Source organism: Nitrososphaera sp., from assembly GCA_039938515.1.
In the GTDB taxonomy this organism is placed as follows: domain Archaea; phylum Thermoproteota; class Nitrososphaeria; order Nitrososphaerales; family Nitrososphaeraceae; genus Nitrososphaera.
In genome coordinates this window covers 12,986-29,944 of the sequence record JBDUUL010000024.1, presented here as the reverse complement: position 1 = coordinate 29,944, position 16,959 = coordinate 12,986, and the positions used below count along the sequence as shown (strand labels likewise).

Annotated in this window: 15 protein-coding genes and 2 tRNA genes; 9 read left to right on the top strand and 8 right to left on the bottom strand. The window is 46.6% G+C overall.

From position 1 onward, the window contains the following. Positions 1-77: 77 nt before the first annotated feature. The 7 genes from ABI361_12810 to ABI361_12780 form a co-directional block, all read right to left on the bottom strand. Positions 78-677, bottom strand: coding sequence for a hypothetical protein (locus ABI361_12810; protein MEO9321539.1), 600 nt, complete (start codon positions 675-677; stop codon positions 78-80). A gap of 61 nt (positions 678-738) precedes the next feature. Next, a complete protein-coding gene (locus tag ABI361_12805) occupies positions 739-2,502 on the bottom strand; it encodes a hypothetical protein (protein ID MEO9321538.1) in 1,764 nt (587 codons plus the stop codon). A gap of 104 nt (positions 2,503-2,606) precedes the next feature. Beyond that, on the bottom strand, positions 2,607-2,915 hold the full coding sequence (gene rpl12p, locus ABI361_12800) for a 50S ribosomal protein P1 (protein MEO9321537.1): 309 nt from the start codon (positions 2,913-2,915) through the stop codon (positions 2,607-2,609). A gap of 38 nt (positions 2,916-2,953) precedes the next feature. Beyond that, positions 2,954-3,691, bottom strand: coding sequence for a DNA alkylation repair protein (locus tag ABI361_12795; protein MEO9321536.1), 738 nt, complete (start codon positions 3,689-3,691; stop codon positions 2,954-2,956). A gap of 44 nt (positions 3,692-3,735) precedes the next feature. Next, positions 3,736-4,134 (bottom strand): hypothetical protein, encoded by a 399-nt coding sequence (locus ABI361_12790; GenBank protein MEO9321535.1) that lies wholly within the window; start codon positions 4,132-4,134, stop codon positions 3,736-3,738. A 137-nt stretch (positions 4,135-4,271) separates the two neighbouring features. Further along, positions 4,272-4,363: transfer RNA gene (locus ABI361_12785), tRNA-Ala, on the bottom strand. A 36-nt stretch (positions 4,364-4,399) separates the two neighbouring features. Then, positions 4,400-4,708, bottom strand: a complete 309-nt coding sequence (locus ABI361_12780) for a translation initiation factor eIF-1A (GenBank protein MEO9321534.1) — start codon at positions 4,706-4,708, stop codon at positions 4,400-4,402. 99 nt (positions 4,709-4,807) lie between these two features. Here ABI361_12780 and ABI361_12775 point away from each other — a divergent pair. Together ABI361_12775 and ABI361_12770 are read left to right on the top strand one after the other, a co-directional pair. After that, positions 4,808-4,881, top strand: a tRNA-Ile gene (locus ABI361_12775). Positions 4,882-4,922: 41 nt separating this feature from the next. Continuing rightward, positions 4,923-6,194 (top strand): hypothetical protein, encoded by a 1,272-nt coding sequence (locus ABI361_12770; protein ID MEO9321533.1) that lies wholly within the window; start codon positions 4,923-4,925, stop codon positions 6,192-6,194. A gap of 37 nt (positions 6,195-6,231) precedes the next feature. Here the strand turns inward: ABI361_12770 and ABI361_12765 are convergent, their stop codons facing one another. After that, on the bottom strand, positions 6,232-7,152 hold the full coding sequence (locus tag ABI361_12765; protein MEO9321532.1) for a hypothetical protein: 921 nt from the start codon (positions 7,150-7,152) through the stop codon (positions 6,232-6,234). Between the two features lie 435 nt (positions 7,153-7,587). On the opposite strand from ABI361_12765, the gene ABI361_12760 reads away from it, so the two are divergent. From ABI361_12760 to ABI361_12730, 7 genes are all read left to right on the top strand, one after another. Continuing rightward, positions 7,588-7,884 (top strand): hypothetical protein, encoded by a 297-nt coding sequence (locus ABI361_12760; protein MEO9321531.1) that lies wholly within the window; start codon positions 7,588-7,590, stop codon positions 7,882-7,884. Beyond that, positions 7,881-9,863: a hypothetical protein gene (locus ABI361_12755; protein MEO9321530.1), complete on the top strand. Its 1,983-nt coding sequence runs from the start codon at positions 7,881-7,883 to the stop codon at positions 9,861-9,863. The genes ABI361_12760 and ABI361_12755 overlap by 4 nt, the downstream gene beginning before the upstream one ends. Beyond that, on the top strand, positions 9,856-10,500 hold the full coding sequence (locus ABI361_12750) for a hypothetical protein (protein ID MEO9321529.1): 645 nt from the start codon (positions 9,856-9,858) through the stop codon (positions 10,498-10,500). The genes ABI361_12755 and ABI361_12750 overlap by 8 nt, the downstream gene beginning before the upstream one ends. Before the next feature lie 157 nt (positions 10,501-10,657). After that, entirely contained in the window at positions 10,658-10,918 is a 261-nt protein-coding gene (locus ABI361_12745) for a hypothetical protein (GenBank protein ID MEO9321528.1), read from the top strand. A gap of 155 nt (positions 10,919-11,073) precedes the next feature. Next, the gene (locus ABI361_12740; GenBank protein MEO9321527.1) at positions 11,074-13,734 is read left to right on the top strand and encodes a type I restriction-modification enzyme R subunit C-terminal domain-containing protein; all 2,661 of its coding nucleotides are present in this window, start codon (positions 11,074-11,076) and stop codon (positions 13,732-13,734) included. Next, positions 13,722-15,113: a class I SAM-dependent DNA methyltransferase gene (locus ABI361_12735; GenBank protein MEO9321526.1), complete on the top strand. Its 1,392-nt coding sequence runs from the start codon at positions 13,722-13,724 to the stop codon at positions 15,111-15,113. The genes ABI361_12740 and ABI361_12735 overlap by 13 nt, the downstream gene beginning before the upstream one ends. Before the next feature lie 4 nt (positions 15,114-15,117). Then, complete coding sequence (locus ABI361_12730) at positions 15,118-16,584, top strand: restriction endonuclease subunit S (GenBank protein MEO9321525.1); 1,467 nt, start codon at positions 15,118-15,120, stop codon at positions 16,582-16,584. Positions 16,585-16,959 lie beyond the last annotated feature (375 nt).

Below are 16,959 nucleotides of genomic sequence, written 5' to 3'. Positions count from 1 at the left end.
TGACTCGCTACCAGTAGCAGACTAAGCTACCAGTAGCGCTACCCGTAGCGTTGTATCTGCCAGAGTTCACTATGTCACTAGGCTATCCTAGAGCTTTTCAAGATCTGCGCCCCTTGCCTAGGTTCATTGATCCTCTGTAATAGAGGCTGCAATGGCACTTGGTCCAAGAAAGGAACCAAGCGGTCGGCAAAAAGCGCAGCCGAGCTAGCCCCTATCCGAAAAGAGCTGGTCAGGATGATTATGTGTTGGCCAACATGACTAACTGATGTCGCCAGTATTTGGATTGAAGGACTATGGTCTCCCGCACGGGAGCGTGCTAGGGCCCTGTCCTTTTTCAGTTTTGATAATATTCCGGCAATCAACGCCACTTGGAGTACATAGCCACCTATTATCAACAGCACCGCGTTAAGTGGCTTTGAAAATGTTGTCATTATCTGGACATGCGGAGGTGCCAGAGAATTACCTATAATTACTATTCCGGCTAACGGGAGGCACGCATACAACGCCTTCCTGTAGCCAAGGGCAGTAAGAATTGTAAGCGCAATAAAGAGGACCTCTATGGGAATTGCCACGACGAGCAGGCGAGGGTCGCCAAATGGGGCTGCAAGAGCGCCAGTTATGCAGATTGCAGCAAGTATGGCTGGAACCGGCCCAAAGCAAAACTTGAGGCCTGACAATTATGCCTAGAATGCCATCGTTTTAATTTATGGCTTTTGAAAAAAAAGAAAAAGGAAAAGGTCACGGGCTGACCTTGACCGGGGCGGTTGCTGACACCGAGGTCCCCGATGCCTTGGCTGTCAGGGTGCCCGTCGTAACTGTACTGACGTTGGCTCCCCTTATTGCAGCGCTGTGGGTGTTTGCAGTCGGAGTCACAGTTGCCACCCCTGAAGTCGGACTGATGCTCCACTCAAAGCCCGAGTTCGCCGGGTTTCCGTAGGCGTCGGTTGCGTTAGCGGTCGCTATCACCGTGGCGTTTGCCGTAATGGTAACATTGTCTGGCGTGATTGTGACCTTTGTTATTGCGCTTGGAACCACGTTGAATGGGTTTGAACTGCCGGTCTTGCCCGCTCCACTTGCAGTTACTGTTGCCCCTCGCATAGCCTTGAACATTGTCGCAAAGAACACGTGCCTGCCCGCGTCAGAGTTCTGGTATACGTAGCTCTGCGGGCTGAACATGCTTGCGTTTCCAAGCGGGCTGGAGCCGTCCGTGCCTGTCAGGTTGACCATGCCGTTAAAGCCTGTCATTATGCCGCCAAGGTTGTCTACTGCTACTACCGTAAAGTTGAAGGGCTGGCCCGCTGTCTGGTTCGAGCGGATAAAGCTGATTGCAAAGTGATCCAAGTGTACCGAGGCTGAACTTATCGTTACTGATGACGATCCGCTGATGCTTGTGCCGTTTGCCGTTGCAACCACGGTGCCATTGGCGCCCGCTGTGCTTGTGGATGCGTGCAAGGATTCAAACATTGACGAATTGCCAGGGCTCAAGGTGCCTATGCCTGTGGTCTGCGACCAGTTAAAGGCTGTTCCAGACATTTGGTTTCCAAAGCTGTCAAAAGCTGAAGCGGCAAATAGTTGGGTGGCATTTGGTACAAGTGTGATTGACGGAGGGTTTACTCTCACCTGCGCCAAGTTGCCGTGTACTACTGCAAAGGAATTGCTCATGCCGGTTTTGCCTGAGCCCGAGGCATTGATGTATACGCTGCTCATTGCGTTGTACATTGTCGATGAGAACGTATGGACACCATTGTCCGAGCCCGGAACAAAGCTGTAAGTCTCTGGTGTAAAGATACTTTCATTGCCTGCGGGACTAGTACCATCGTTGGTGCCCAAGCTAACAGTTCCGTTATAGCTATCAAGAACAGTACCGTTGGTCGAGATGGCAGTTACTGTAAAGTTGAAGGGCTGCCCTGCTGTCTGGTTGCCAATCGGGCTCACCGTAAAGTGGTCAAGACCCGGAGTAGAACCTCCGCCGCCTCCAGAAGAAGTGCCGTTCAGAATAAGCTTGCCAGTCATATCAACAAGCTTCACTCCTATGCCCATCCTGCCTGCGGGATTTCCAACAATTGTGTGAGTGCCGTTGTTCCCGGGGCCTACTATAAAGCGCAGCAGAAGGTTGTGATTCGAGCCGTTTGAAACCTTGCCGTGAATCACAAGCACATCCATCATTTTGCTACCTGGACCGACCTTTATCACGCCCTGACCACTCACATCATACGCTTTTCCTCCGATGTTTACGGTGCCGTCAAATGACGGAATAAGAATGCGTTTGTCTGTGGTGTGGTGGGCAGGCCCGTGCAGGTTAATGGTCGCATTCTGCAATCCATTACCTCCAATAAGCGCGTATCCTCTCGCATGCAGGCGAGCGATGACGGCATCGTTGGCGCCAGCATTTAGTTGGTTCTTTCCGGCCTTGGCTGCCGACGCACTGGGAACCATTGCAGTAAGCGGAATGGCCGCCACTAGCAACACTCCTATCAGTGCGAAAATGACAAGTCTTTTCATAAATTTGCGGAGATGGAATTTGACTTAAAAATACTCTGCAAAATCCCACTAGAGGCTGGAACTAGTAGCGGAATAAAGTGAAAAGGAGGAAAAAAGGGAACCGCTTAACCAAAGAGCGAAGAGAGCCCTTCGAGCGCCTCTTCCTCTTTCTTTTCGTCCTTCTTCTCTTCCTTTGCTGGAGCCGCTGCTGCACCGCCTGAAGGCGCCGCAGCTGCCGGAGCAGCGGAAGCTACAGCCACCGGGGCTGCCTTTAGGGCCTCATCAATGTTAACTTCTGAAAGCGCGGCCACGAGTGCCTTTACCCTCACGTCGTCCGGGCTTGCACCGGTGGCCTTGATCACGTTCTTGACATTATCCTCGGTGATATTCTGCTTTAGCTTGTGGAGCAGTAGTGCAGCGTAAACGTATTCCATTGCAAAACCAATCCGAGCCGACCATAATTTAACCCTATCTACATTTTCCTCATCGCGCCGCTCGCTTTGAGCTGTAAGAGGTAGAGCCGCTTGTCATTTGAAAATCGCTCGATCGCATAGCGAAGCGTGGTACGCGGAATCTTGCTGTAATTTTCAAGTATAAAACTCTCAAGCAGGTTGGAATCGCGCTTGCCAATTTCACGCAGCGTCCATCCTACCGCCTTGTGTATGAGGTCGTGCTCATCGGTTAGAAGCATCCTACTTATCTTCAGCGCGTCGGCAAAGTCGCTGTTTCTGATAAGGTAAAACGTAGAAATTATCGCGATGCGTCTGTCCCAGACAACCTTCGAACGCGCCAAGTCGTAGAGTACCGAGCGATCATTCTTGTCTGCAAGATAAGCCCCTAGAATCTTAGGTGCCGAAAGGTCGACCAGGTCCCAGTTGTTCACCCTTTCGCGGATGGTCAGGTAGAGCCTAGCAGCAGGTTCCAGCATTTCTCGGCACGATGCCATCTGCACGAGCAGCAAAAGCCCCACAAGCCTCTCTTCATGATAGGGCGACGCAACAAGTTGCCGGATGTCCTGCTGCTCTGCATTCTTTGCATGTTGTTTTGCAATGCGTCTTAGCAGCGGGACCGTAATTCCAATGAATAGGTCACCGTGCCCGTACTGACCGGGGCCGGTCTTGAAATACTTGGCAAGCAATAGCGCCCTGACAGGGTCCGCTGCTGTCCAAAGCTCCTTCCTAACGGCGCATACTACCTGTCTTTCGCGCACGTCATTTTCTTGAAAACCGGCCAATAAAAATGACTTGCGCTTACTTAATGCATCATTTTGGAAAGCGAAGGTATTATTTTCTTGGTAATAAAGCCATCAACCGAGCCGCCAGCCTGGTCAATAGCTGTCAGCAAGAAATAATCCTCGTTTAGAACAACTGTTACTAGCATCATCCCGTCATAATATGATGCAAAATACCGCAGCCTTCCGGCCCTATGCTCCCAGATTCGCTGCATCGCGCAGTTGATGCCTGTCTGAAAGACATACTTTTCAATGTCAGCCTGTGTAAGCCTATCTTGCGGCGAAAAGTGCCGCGGTGCAGACGACGAGACTAGAGAGCCCGATGCATGGCCTACTGCCGAAAATATTATCGAGTCGTCGGCATGCATGACACGATGAGCCAAGTCCGACATTTCCTGTTCAATTATCTGATCCCTGCGCAATCAGTCCATCTCCTCGGTGCATATACATTTTGAAATCTTGTATAAAAGAATAGGAGCCAAACGAGAGCGCTCTTCTCTCTAAATTAGCCGCAAGCCTGCCGACATGAGGGAATCTTGTTTGATTGCGCGGGATGTAGTGGACCGGGTGGGATTCGAACCCACGACCACCTACGTCTCCTCTGCCTAAAGCATGCAAGGCAGGTATTCTACCGGACTAAACTACCGGCCCACGCAACTAACGAAAATCGATGATAATTTAAAAGTATCAGTCGAGGCCGTTTAAAAGACCGTCGGCCTTCATCTTCTCGGCGTGTGCGGAAATGTAGCGCCAGATGATGTCTGCCCTTTCAGACTGAAAGTCCCATGGGGCAATGAGTACAAGGTCGTTGTCGCGTATCCACATCCTGCGCTTAATTTTGCCTCTTATCCTGCAAGTTCTGACTTTACCATCGGTGCATTTGACAATGATGTTATCTCCGCCGACAAGTTTGATAACTCGGCCAAGCAGCTCTCCCTGCTGTGGCATAACCATTTCCTTCAACGCGGATTCAGAGAGTACTTTTTTCTTGCCTATACTAGATCAGCTAGAATTATCGTAATCTGGGGTTAAAAGTGTAGCGCAGCGGCCATCTGGCAAACGAATTAAATATCGCTTGACTTGCTGTTCCTTCGCGGGCCGTTAGCTCAGCTTGGTGGAGCGTTCGACTGATAATCGAAAGGTCGAGGGTTCAAATCCCTTACGGCCCATTTTACTCATGGGTTCAAATACATCTTCTCCTTAGCTGATATTGGTTCCTCAAAAAGTGCCCATGAGTCTTACCCGAGTAATTTCAAGGCTTCCTGACGTGCCGAATCAGGCCAATGCAGCCCTTCTTCTTGAGATGCATGATTACATGCATCGGACTGGCGCCAGTGAGCGACACATCAAGAATCACGTCTATCAGAACCTATTATTTGCAATGCACCTTGGCGGGAAGTCATACTTTGATGTCTCCAAACAATCCGAGATCCTCGCATTCCTTGACACCAAAAGGAAGTCAAAAGACATTGATCCGGATGAAAAATGGAAGACTACTTACAACGACTATCAGGACAGCATCAAGTTTTTCTTTCGATGGCTCTACAACCAGCGGGGACGCGACGACCTTACAGATTCAAACAGCTGGGAAACTCCTGCATTTGCGAAAATGCAACACATGAAGGCGACTCGCAAGAGTCCTTATGCTGACGCTGAAAAATGGGACAAGGGAGAAATTCTGTCTATATTGCGATATTGCACACATCCAAGAAATAAGGCGGCTCTTGGGCTTTTCTGGGATCTTGACGCCAGAAATCACGAAGTAACGGTGCTGAAGATTAAGCACATTCGCCTAAACGAGAGGTACGCAGAAGGTGAAATTCCGCACAACACCAAAACAGGCGGTGGACCCATTTTACTAACCCTCTCATTTCCATATGTCCGCGACTGGCTCAATCTGCATCCTTTCAAGGATAATCCCGATGCTAGAGTCATTTGCAGCCTGAAAAATGGCGCTCCTGTAAATCCTGAATCAATGTGGCAGATGATGCAATCGTTACGAGGCAGGATATCTAGGCTATTGAAAAAGGGCGAGATAACTGACCCAAAGGAACGAGAGACTTTAGAGCATCTGCTCCGTACAAAGAAATGGAACCCTTATTGCATCCGTCATTCTGCAATTACTTACGATTCTGACTCGCTGCCTGAATTTGCACTTCGAAAAAAAGTTCGCTGGACAATGAACTCTCGCCAACCTGGGCGATACGTCAGCTCTAGGATGGGCAATAACCTGAAACTTCAAATTCTAGCCAGAGAAGGAATCATTGTTGAGGGAGCCAAGGACAAGCCTTCGATACTGAATTGCCCCAAATGCAACCGCGTAAATGCGCCAGATGTCAAGTACTGCACTAATCCTCAGTGCAGTTATCCGCTTACCGTTGCAGCTTATGAGGAAATCAAGGCCAAAGAGAAGGAAAAAGAAGACAAGCTCGACATGATTTACAAGGTTCTGTATGAGAAGGGATTATTGGATAGGTCATAGAAGCAAAGTGTCTGAATAAAATGGTCGTCATTCGCTGTCAACAATTCATACTCTTAATTACATCTTTTGGAAGGCTCTTCAAGAATACTTCTGAAAGCTCCGGATATTCATTTATCATTAGTTTCATATCCGAAATGACCTGAATCCGCTTCTCTCTAATCTCCAGCTCGAGTTTGGTTGCCTGTTCTAAAGCGGTCTCTCGATTGGTTTCAGTACATTTGCGCCTCTGCAGCGCGTAAAAGTCTAGACTACTCTGGGCATCTTGGTCTCCTCCCAAAAATGTTAGCCAATCTACTTCATCTGCAGTAGGCCGTTTTACGCTTGACCAAAACAAGTACCTTAGATTTCGCTCATAAAATATCAGCATGCTCAGTGAGTGTGTAAAGTCCCTGAGATGGCTGTCAGCGATAGCATACCTTATCTCAGAGTCAAAAGATTCGACTCTTGTTAAGTAACCCTCGGACTCAAGGCAATCTAGTGCACGTCTTATTTGTGCGTCAGAGAAGCGATTGTGATATAGATGGCGCACATAGACATTCGTAAAATCTTTTGCTGCAATGCCAGGTCCTGTAACCAAAGCCCTAGAGAACACATACTCCTCACATCCACAGCTTTTACACTTAACTTTCTCTTCTATCAAAATAAATTCAATGTATGGTGATAATGTGCAGTTCCATCCTCTCTCATCTCCGTCTTGCCATGGTTCATCCTCTTTAAACTCATCGAGTTTCTTGCCTTGCCTGGAAATGATATCCTCTAGTTCAGCTAACGAAACAAACTTGGGCCTCTTTTCATCGAATAGAAGAATTGCGTGATATGCCTCAAGAAATCCGTATGTGGACTTATCCTGTAGAGTGATCCTCGTAGCGACAAATAGACTTGCCTTCTTCTTTCCAAGCTCCGATAAACTATAGGTCACGGCTTTACCTCTCTGCCCTGTATCTTCTTTTAGGACCATGCCGCGGTTCACCAGATCTCGCAAGTGGTTACCAAAGGTCTCAAACGATATTATTCTCTTAGTGCGTCGATTGACATACCGATAGAGTTTGCGATAATTACATTGTCCCTCCGAAAGCTCATTTAAGATTGCTCTATCGATCTTTAGGTCGTACTGCATCCGTAGCACTACGGGTCAGCTATATAATTAACTTTGTTGCTTGCGCATACTGTGACAACAAAGCTAATTCGAGTTTCCGAAAGAGCGTACAATGAACTTGCCAAAAGAGGAAATCTCAAAGATTCATTCTCAAGTGTAATTTTACGGCTATGTGAACATGACACCGACAACAAGAAGGGAGCGCTAGCCAGCGAGTGACAAACGTATCAATGACCCCTCGTAAGACGGACACTATCAACCATTGCCTAGCTCCTTGTGGAACCTGCACAGGTAGTTATGTCTCAGCAAGTCTGGGCCTCGAGCTTCATTGCATTTGCTCCTGTCATGCTGAACTGGAAGTGCCGCGAAAAGGTGGCAATATTGCTTCTCCGTGTGAGCCATGAAATCCACGAAGTGATAAAGAGAAAGAAATTGTCAGCGATAAAGAACATGGACCAAGGTAACAATCCTCAAAATGACGACTTGGTCAAAAAACACCCAAAACATCGCTCTGCATCAGACAGACCTAAAATTGCCATTGAAACAGGGAATCTGGCACGTAAGAAGTTAGCGCAGGTGTCTGCGAAAGTATGACAGCAGTTGCCACAATCTCCGAGTCGTGCAAATGCAGCCATGACAAGACGGAGCATGAGGATCATTTTGATGGTAAGCGTGGCAGATGTAGGATACAGAATTGCAGTTGCTACAGGTACGTTTCAAGAAATTTCCTTGCAGCCCTTGAAACGCCGACACTGATAATTTCTCAGGCATTAAGGAAGCAAAGCGGAAGGCATACCGTTCAGGGTGTCATTGTCTCACGCTCTGATATTTACAACTTGATTTCAAAGACGATGATCCGTTGTAACAATTGCGACAAAGTGGACGAGATACTGTACAAGGTACCGCTTGCAAGCTTTGATGAAAGAGAATATCGTAAATGCCCATCATGCAAGGACACTGAAGTCAGTGCATCCCATGAGTACCTAACAGCCGTTAACGTCTGGATGCAAGATACACAGCCAAAGAACGAGCTAGAACGACTACCTGTCGTGTTGTTTGGCAGTGATAACGAATCCGTAGGCGTCGGTGAGCTCGTCACGGTGACAGGCGATATTCACATTGTAAAGGGCGGCGGCAGGAATAGCAGGCTAGCACCAATAATGCATGCGGCGGGTATCAAGTATGAACACCGTGAGGAGCTAGAGCTCACATGCAAAGATATTGCGGCTGTCAAAAAGTTTGCGGCGATTAGATGCGCTGACACTTGGTCACTAATCGACAGGCTAACTTCGATGGTTGCGTTAAGCGTAGTCGGCCACTTCGTACCAAAGAAGGGCCTGCTTCTCTCAGCAGTAAATACTGCAGACCGTGATTCTAGGATTAACATATTATGCGCCGGCGACCCGGGGGAGGCAAAGTCGCTCTTATTGAGAGACGGAGTAAAACTCATTCCGTCAAGCAAGTATGTCACATCTCAATATGCAAGCCCGAAGTCCATGACTGCGATAGTCGATAAAGAGGGCGATATGTTTGTCCTGAAATTTGGGCCCGTAGTGATGGCAAAGCAAGCCTTTTGTGCTGTGAATGAGATAGGCTTGATAGCATTCGAGGATCAATCCTTCCTTTTTGACATTATGGCGGAAGGCTGTTTCAATGTCAATAAACACGGATTTGACAAGCCAATAGATGCGCCGACTACAATCATTGCATCGACAAACCAGATAGGCGCTACCTGGGAGAACAAGGACCGCATTTCTGATTCCGAGCTGCCACTTGTAAAGCCTCTAAGAGACAGATTTGACTTGCTCTTTGAGTTCAGGCGCGACAGCTCCTCAGAGGGCAATCGCAAATATGCCTATGAGAGGTCTGATAGAGAACGCAAGCGCAATCGGTACAACTACAACTTTATCAAGAAATACATTCACTATGCAAAGAGCATCAATCCTGTCCTGACGGACGAGGCCCAAGCCATGCTAAATGAGCACTGGGTACAGATCGCCACAGACCAGGACTTTACCTCAAAGCGCATCTTAGACAGTTTATTCAAATGTACAAAGGCTTTTGCCCGGCTCAGGCTTAGTATCGTAGCAGACGAGACAGACGCCAATGCTGCAATCGAGTTTTACAACTCGGTCATCAGGCAATACGGACGTTCTATCTATACGCCAGAAGACCCTAGAGTATTTGCAATCAAGGAGATTCAAAAAGTTGTCCTATCAATGCTAGCACCAATAGAGTTTAGAGAAGCGACGAAGATTGCGATGGAAAAGCCTGGCAACGAGCAAATGCGGGCTTATCTTGGAAAGAAGATGCGAGTCGAAGACAATAAGAAACTGAGAGGAATCCGAGACATCATGGAGCAGGCACCCGGCAATGACATAGTTGTGACATCGATAAAGCCGCTCGTTCTTTGCAGGTCAGATAAGGCAGATAGGTCAGATATGAAGGAACACAGCCCAAATTCTGAAAACGTCAAAGGTCAGATAGATCAGCAGACATCCTGCTCTATTGACCTAACTGACTCAACTGACCCTCCTGACCGAGACTCAGACAGGAGGCTGCGAGTTGACTGATTCTGTCGCTGATATCGGTGCCGATCCGTCTGTCACAACCGGCCTTGACGCAAGCCCTGATCTTATGGCCGGCCTGAACGCTAACTTCAGTCAACATAGGTCAAAATTCGCACCTTACACCAAGTCACAGCGAAACAAGCGCCGCCAAGAAGTTTACCGGCTGCACTTCGAGGTCGGGATATCCGCCCGCAAGATAGCAGGCATAATGAGGATTGACAAGAATACCGTCAACTCGGATATCCAACTCCTCTACAAAGAACTGGGCAAAACAGGAAACGAGGTCCTACCGTTTTCAAGTTTCTTCGAGAGACAGATGACAAGGCTGTCATCTCTTCGCGATGACTTGATTGAGTATCGCAATTCTACTACTGACATTGATGCCAAGCGAGCCCTTACCGCTCAGATGGCTGACCTAGACCTGCGGATGCTAAGAGCCGCAGAGAGGATAGAGAATAGCGATGTCATAGTATGGCAGAAAGTCGCCCATCACGTTAATGCCGTTGCAGAAAAGCAAAAACTAAACTATCAAACTACAGGCATCTTTGACTTGCTCAAGGTGACACCTGAAGGCCGCAAAGCCATCCTTAAAATAATGAAAAAAGAAGGCCTTGGGTTTATCGAGGTGTCTGACACCTAATGGCAGACGGCGTTACAGAATTAGTGGTAAAGCGTGATAGCCATGCGATTAATGTACTGACGGCAATCAAAATCATGCCAGGGGGTGGGGGTACGTGCTCAGCCACGCTCGAATCAGGGCCATTTATGAGGCCTTTTTCTGCATTTGAGGTCATTTATTGACAAAATCCAGCTGGTCTGATTCTCGCTACGAAGGCCAATTAATGAGGACTATTATTCGCAGGCTGGCAAAGCAGGCCCAAAGGATACAGGAAGGAGAAGACGGCAGGCTATCAGATACAGACCTTGAAAAGTTGATTCGCATAGCCTATGCACTGAAAGACTTGGCCTTAACAAAGGGCAAACTGGCTGAAATCGTGGACATGGAATGGCGTTTGAAGGCGCTTGAGCGCCAAGCATCATTCCTCGTACAGAGATAAGACACACCGAGCAGATACCCAAAGTCGGGAGGGCCTTTTACAAGGTTCACTTGAACTTGCGCACATAGTTTTTGGTCCGTTTAAGGCGACATATAGTATTATAACGTGCGTTTTTGATATCAAATCATTAGCAGCACGCCAGCTTGGTCATATTCATGAAAGATCCCAATTACATGAGCGAGAAGAAGACAAGGCTCAAACTTATCGATAGGCTGTTGCGTGAATCTGGCTGGAGCAACATAGTCAATTTCCAAGAAGGCGAACATTACGATTTTGCTGCTGTAAGAGAGCACCCAACAGCGAGCGGCCCTGCAGACTATATTCTGTTTTTCAATGGCAGAGCAGTTGCAGCGGTAGAGGCAAAGAAGTTGACCCTGGGCCCTCAGAATGTCCTAGTCCAAGCAGAAAGGTACGCCCAAGACTTTGATGGGGACTTCGATTTCAGCGGATACCATCTTCCTCTTGTCTATTCAACAAATGGCGAAGTCATCTGGTTTCGTGACCTGAGACACAAGGCTAGCAAGTCATACAAAATAGCGAGGTTCCATACTCCAAGTGCTATCGAAGAGAAACTGCTCAGAGGTTCTGAGAGCTATGAATCATGGGTCAAGAGCAATCCTGTAGAGATTAAAGACCTACGACCTTATCAAAGAGAAGCAATCGAAGCGATAGAAGACTCGCTAGTCATGGGCAAGAGAAAGATGCTTCTTGCTATGGCCACTGGAACTGGTAAGACGTTCACAGCATCAACACTGATGTATAGGCTTCTAAAGTCCGGTTTCGCTAAGCGCATCCTGTTCCTTGTTGACAGGCGGGCCCTCGCTGCACAGGCAGTAGGCGCGCTATCTACCTTTGAGCCTGAGACTGGATTAAAGTTTGACAAGATATACGAAACATACAGCCAAGGGATTCGCAAAGAGGATCTTTCTGAAGACCAGAAGTTCAACTCTAAGAAACTGCCTGATGACTATTTGGAGAATCCTCAACCCAAGCATACCTACATCTATATTTGCACAATCCAGAGAATGAGGATCAATCTCTTTGGCTCTGAAGGAATGTTTGAATCAGACGAGACTGAGCCCGATGCTCGCAAGCTTGACATTCCAATCAATGCCTTTGACTGCATAATAGCAGACGAATGCCATAGAGGTTATACCTCCACCGAGGAGGGCAAATGGCGCGAAGTTCTGGAGCATTTTGACGCGATAAAGGTTGGCCTGACTGCTACTCCAGCAGCCCACACGAAGGCATACTTCAATGATATTGTATACAGGTACGGCCTTGAGAGAGCAATTAGAGAAGGATTTTTGGTAGACTACGATATTGTCAAGATTAAGACCGACATTACGATGAAAGGATTCTTCCTCAAGCCAGGCGAAGAGGTTAAGCTCGTTGATCCAGAAAGCGGCAAGGAAGTCTTTGACGTACTTGAGGATGAGCGCAAATATGATTCTACAGACTTGGAAAGGAAGGCTACAGCTCCTGATAGGAACAGGAAGATAGTCCAAGAGTTCAAGAAGTATGCGCTAGATTTCGAGCGCGACTATGGCAGATTCCCAAAGACTCTATTCTTTGCTATTCACGATTTGCCCCACACATCTCATGCAGACATGCTAGTTGAGATGCTGCGAGAAGAGTTTGGCAGAGGCGACGGGTTTGTTCAAAAAATTACTGGAAGTCCTACAGTTGATAGGCCATTACAGAGAATTAGGGAGTTTAGAAACAGGCCAGAGCCTGCTATTGCGGTAACTGTGGATATGCTCACTACCGGAGTCGACATTCCAAAATTAGAAAACCTAGTGTTTGTCAGGCCAGTAAAGTCGCGTATTTTGTTTGAGCAAATGCTGGGAAGGGGAACGAGGCGTGCAGACGACATTCACAAATCATACTTTACAGTCTTTGACTCTGTCGAAGTAATAGAATACTTCAAGAACGCGAGCGATTTCACAGCAGACCCGCCAGACAAACCCACGAGGTCTGTAAAAGAGTTAGTAGATGCAATCTATGGAAATAAAGACCGAGAATACAACGTTAAGTGCTTGGTGAGAAGGCTGCAACGAGTAGAAAAGAACGTTTCTGAGGAAGGAAGGGAGATGTTTGATAGTATTATCCCCGATGGTGATATCTCTTCTTTTGCAGCATTTCTGCCCATAAAACTCAAAACTAACTGGGCGGAGACGATGAGGATTCTAAGAGATGACAGATTCTTGGAATTGATGGAGGATTATCCGAGGGCAAAGCAGCCATTCCTTGTCGCGGAAGGGCAGGAAGATACCATTGAATCACAACTGATCTTCAGAACACTGGATGGTAAGGAGTACAAGCCAGATGAATACATTGCGACATTTGAGAAGTTTGTGAAGGCAAACCCTGACCATATCGATGCAATAAAGATCCTTCTTGACAAACCGTCAAACTTTACAACCAAGGAATTGAATGAGCTAAGGGCGAAGCTCTCGAAGAGACCAGAGAGGTTCACCGAAGATAACCTCAGAAGAGCATACCACAACGCGCTTGCCGATATTGTAGGAATTGTCAGACATGCGGCAAATGGCGATCCTCTAATCCCGCCAGAGGAGAAAGTCGATAAGGCAATCGCTATGCTAAAGAAGAACACCAAGTTTACTGAAGAACAAGAAAAGTGGCTTGCACTTATAAGAAATCATCTAGTTGCAAACCTAATAGTGGAGCAAAAAGATTTTAGCTATCCTCCTTTTTCCAGACATGGTGCTTGGAAGAAGGCAAATGAAGTGTTTGACGGCAAACTGCCAGAACTCTTGAAAAAAATTAACGTGATGGTATTATGTCAGAAGTAATCGGAAAACTCTGGGGTTTTTGCAATACCCTTCGGCACGACGGGATTAACTACGGCGATTACATTGAGCAACTAACCTATCTACTCTTTCTAAAACTTGTTGACGAAAAGGGCGTGGACATTCCGACCGGCTTTGATTGGAAGTCGCTAAAGAATAGGTCTGGAACCGAGTTGCTCGACCACTACAACGAGCTATTAAGAGTGTTGGCAAAGGAAAACGGAGTGCTTGGGGACATCTTCGCTGGATCACTTTCAAAGTTTAGAGAGCCTGTGAATCTTAAGAAGCTAATTAATGTAATAGACGAGACAGAATGGGCCACAATTGATGTCGACCTCAAGGCTCAAGCCTATGAAGGATTGCTTCAAAAATACGCAGCCGAGCAAAAAGGCGCAGGCCAATACTTCACACCCCGGGAAGCAATACGTTGCGTCGTAAGGTGCATGAAGCCAGACATTCGGGAAAAACCTGACTTTACTATACATGATCCGGCATTGGGAACTGCTGGCTTCCTCATAGGCGCTTACGAATGGACGATGCGCCAGACAGAGGAAGGTGCTCTGCTGAAAAGAGAAGAGATGAACAGACTACTGAAAAAGACCTTTTCTGGATGCGAAATCGTGCTAGATACCCGAAGGCTAGGCTTAATGAATCTCTATCTGCACGAGATTGAGGCCGATATCTTTTATGGCGATTCTCTCAGCGAAGGAAGGCACTCTAGCAGGAGATATGACTGCATTTTGACAAATCCGCCATTTGGCACAAAAGGTGCTGGTGAAGTTCCTTTACGGGAAGATTTCACTGTTAAGACATCAAACAAACAATTGAACTTTGTCCAACACATAATAAACATACTAAATCCGGGAGGTAGAGCAGCGATGGTCGCACCTGATAATGTCTTTTTTGATGATAACGCAGGAAAAGATATTCGAAAACTGTTGCTAACAGACTGCCAATTGCATACGATCTTGCGACTGCCGATAGGAACGTTCACACCCTATTCCACCGGAGTTAAAGCCAACATCATGTTCTTTAGGAAAGGTTTGCCTACTGAAGAAACATGGATCTACGACCTTCGGACAAATATCGAGAAAGTTACAAAAGGACACCCATTAACTGATGATTATTTTAGAGACTTTGAAGAATGCTATAACCAAAAGCCCCGGAAGGAATCTGAAAGGTTTAAGCGATTTACTAGGAAGGAGATTGAAAACAGAGACTACAATCTTGATATCATCTGGCTAAAAGACAGTTCGTGCGATTCTGGTAATTTGCTGGAACCCTCGGAGCTTGCTAATGAAGCTATTGCACACTTGGAAACGGCGCTCAATTCATTGAATGATCTAGTTTCCAAACTTGGCAATGGAAAGTCCAAGATGTGATTAAATGAACTCGCAAGCAATACCGAGTCTCCCGAAGGGTTGGGTTCTTGCCGACGTAGGAAGCGTTTGCAGCATAGCTTCGGGGGCAGGCTTCCCTCTGGAGTACCAAGGAAGAAGGAAAGGTCAAATTCCATTCTTTAAGGTTGGAGACATTTCAGAAGCCGTCTTAAATGGAAAAAGGTATCTTACGCAGGCTGCCAACTATGTTAGCAAAGATGACTGCAAAAGTCTAAACGCGAAACCTCTGAAAAAAGGCGCTATAGTCTTTGCCAAGATTGGAGCAGCTATTGCCCTGAACAGGAGAGCGATTCTAGCGCAAGAGTCTTTGGTAGACAATAACATAATGGGATTGGAGTGTTTTGATCTAAGTATCGACAATCTCTTTGCCTATTACTTCATGTTAACAGTGAGATTGGGCCAGTACAGTAGGGCTACTACCGTACCCTCGTTAAGAAGGGACGACGTAGCATCGATTCCATTTCCCATGCCACCTCTTAATGAACAGAGGCGCATAGTTGCAAAAATAGAAGAGCTCTTTAGTGATAGCAAGACAGCGCGTGATGCTTTAGACAATGTTCCGGGGATAATGAAGAGAATTAGACAATCTGTTCTGGTATCTGCATTTAGAGGTCAGCTAGTTCCTCAAAGCCCAAATGATGTACCCGCAGAAATAATGCTTAACCGTACTACAAGGGCGCACCATTTAACAACAACGATAAAGCATAATTCTGATGGAAGGAACGTTGGCAAATCTGCATGCTATGATGCTAAGAAAGTTGAAGCAAGTGGCTTGTCCAAATTACCGCTTGGCTGGGTATGGACTACTTTCGAGGAATTATGTCGGGACATAACTGTCGGACATGTTGGGCCGATGATGAAAGAGTATGTTGAAAATGGGATACCTTTCCTTCGGTCACTGAACGTAAGGGAAAATTATTTTGATCCGACTGACTTGAAGTTTATCTCTGAGAGTTTCCATAATAAATTATCGAAGTCAAAGCTTGAACCCGGCAACATAGTAGTAGTAAGGTCAGGCAATGTGGGAATTTCATGTGTCATTCCTGGCACCTTGAAAGATGCTAACTGTTCAGACCTTATAATTATGAGACCTTTATCTTGTCTACTCTCAGAATATGGTTCATTCTACATTAATTCAGCATACGCTCGAGATCAAATCAACTTCGGGAAAGTCGGTATTGCTCAAACGCATTTCAATATTGGTTCAATGAGAAAATTGGTAGTGCCTATCCCTCCTTTTGAAGAACAGAAGAGGATAGTAGCTAAGGTAAAGGTTATCTTGAATTTTGCAGAAGATATTGAGAGATCTGTTACTGAGGTTAGAAGAAGAGCCTATAGTATAGATGGTTCTATCCTCACGAAAGCGTTTTCAGGCAAATTGGTCGCACAAGATCCAAATGATGAACCTGCATCATTGCTCTTGGAGAGAATTAAGAAGAGAGATGGAATTTAAGTAGAATTACCATCGCGGAATGCCTCCTAGATTAGGTCACTTGGATCTTCTTAGTTGCGAACCAGTAATTCAACAAGGGTTCGAATTGGCGAAATCCTAAATCTGTCAACTGCCAGATCTGCAGTCTGATCTCTTACTGACTCTCCAATTACCTTGAGCCAACCATCTATAGTCAGCATATTGTGTATGCGAGAATCTGTCCACCATTGAATACTTCTATATCGCTCCTTAGAAGAATTATAAACAACATCAAATTCCCTGGCAGAAGCCCTCGGTAACTTTCTCTAAGATTGCAAGCTTGGGGACGTATGAAAATCGACGCAATCTTAATTCACTAGGAAATGCTCATCCATTTTCACCTGTATGACAGGCCTA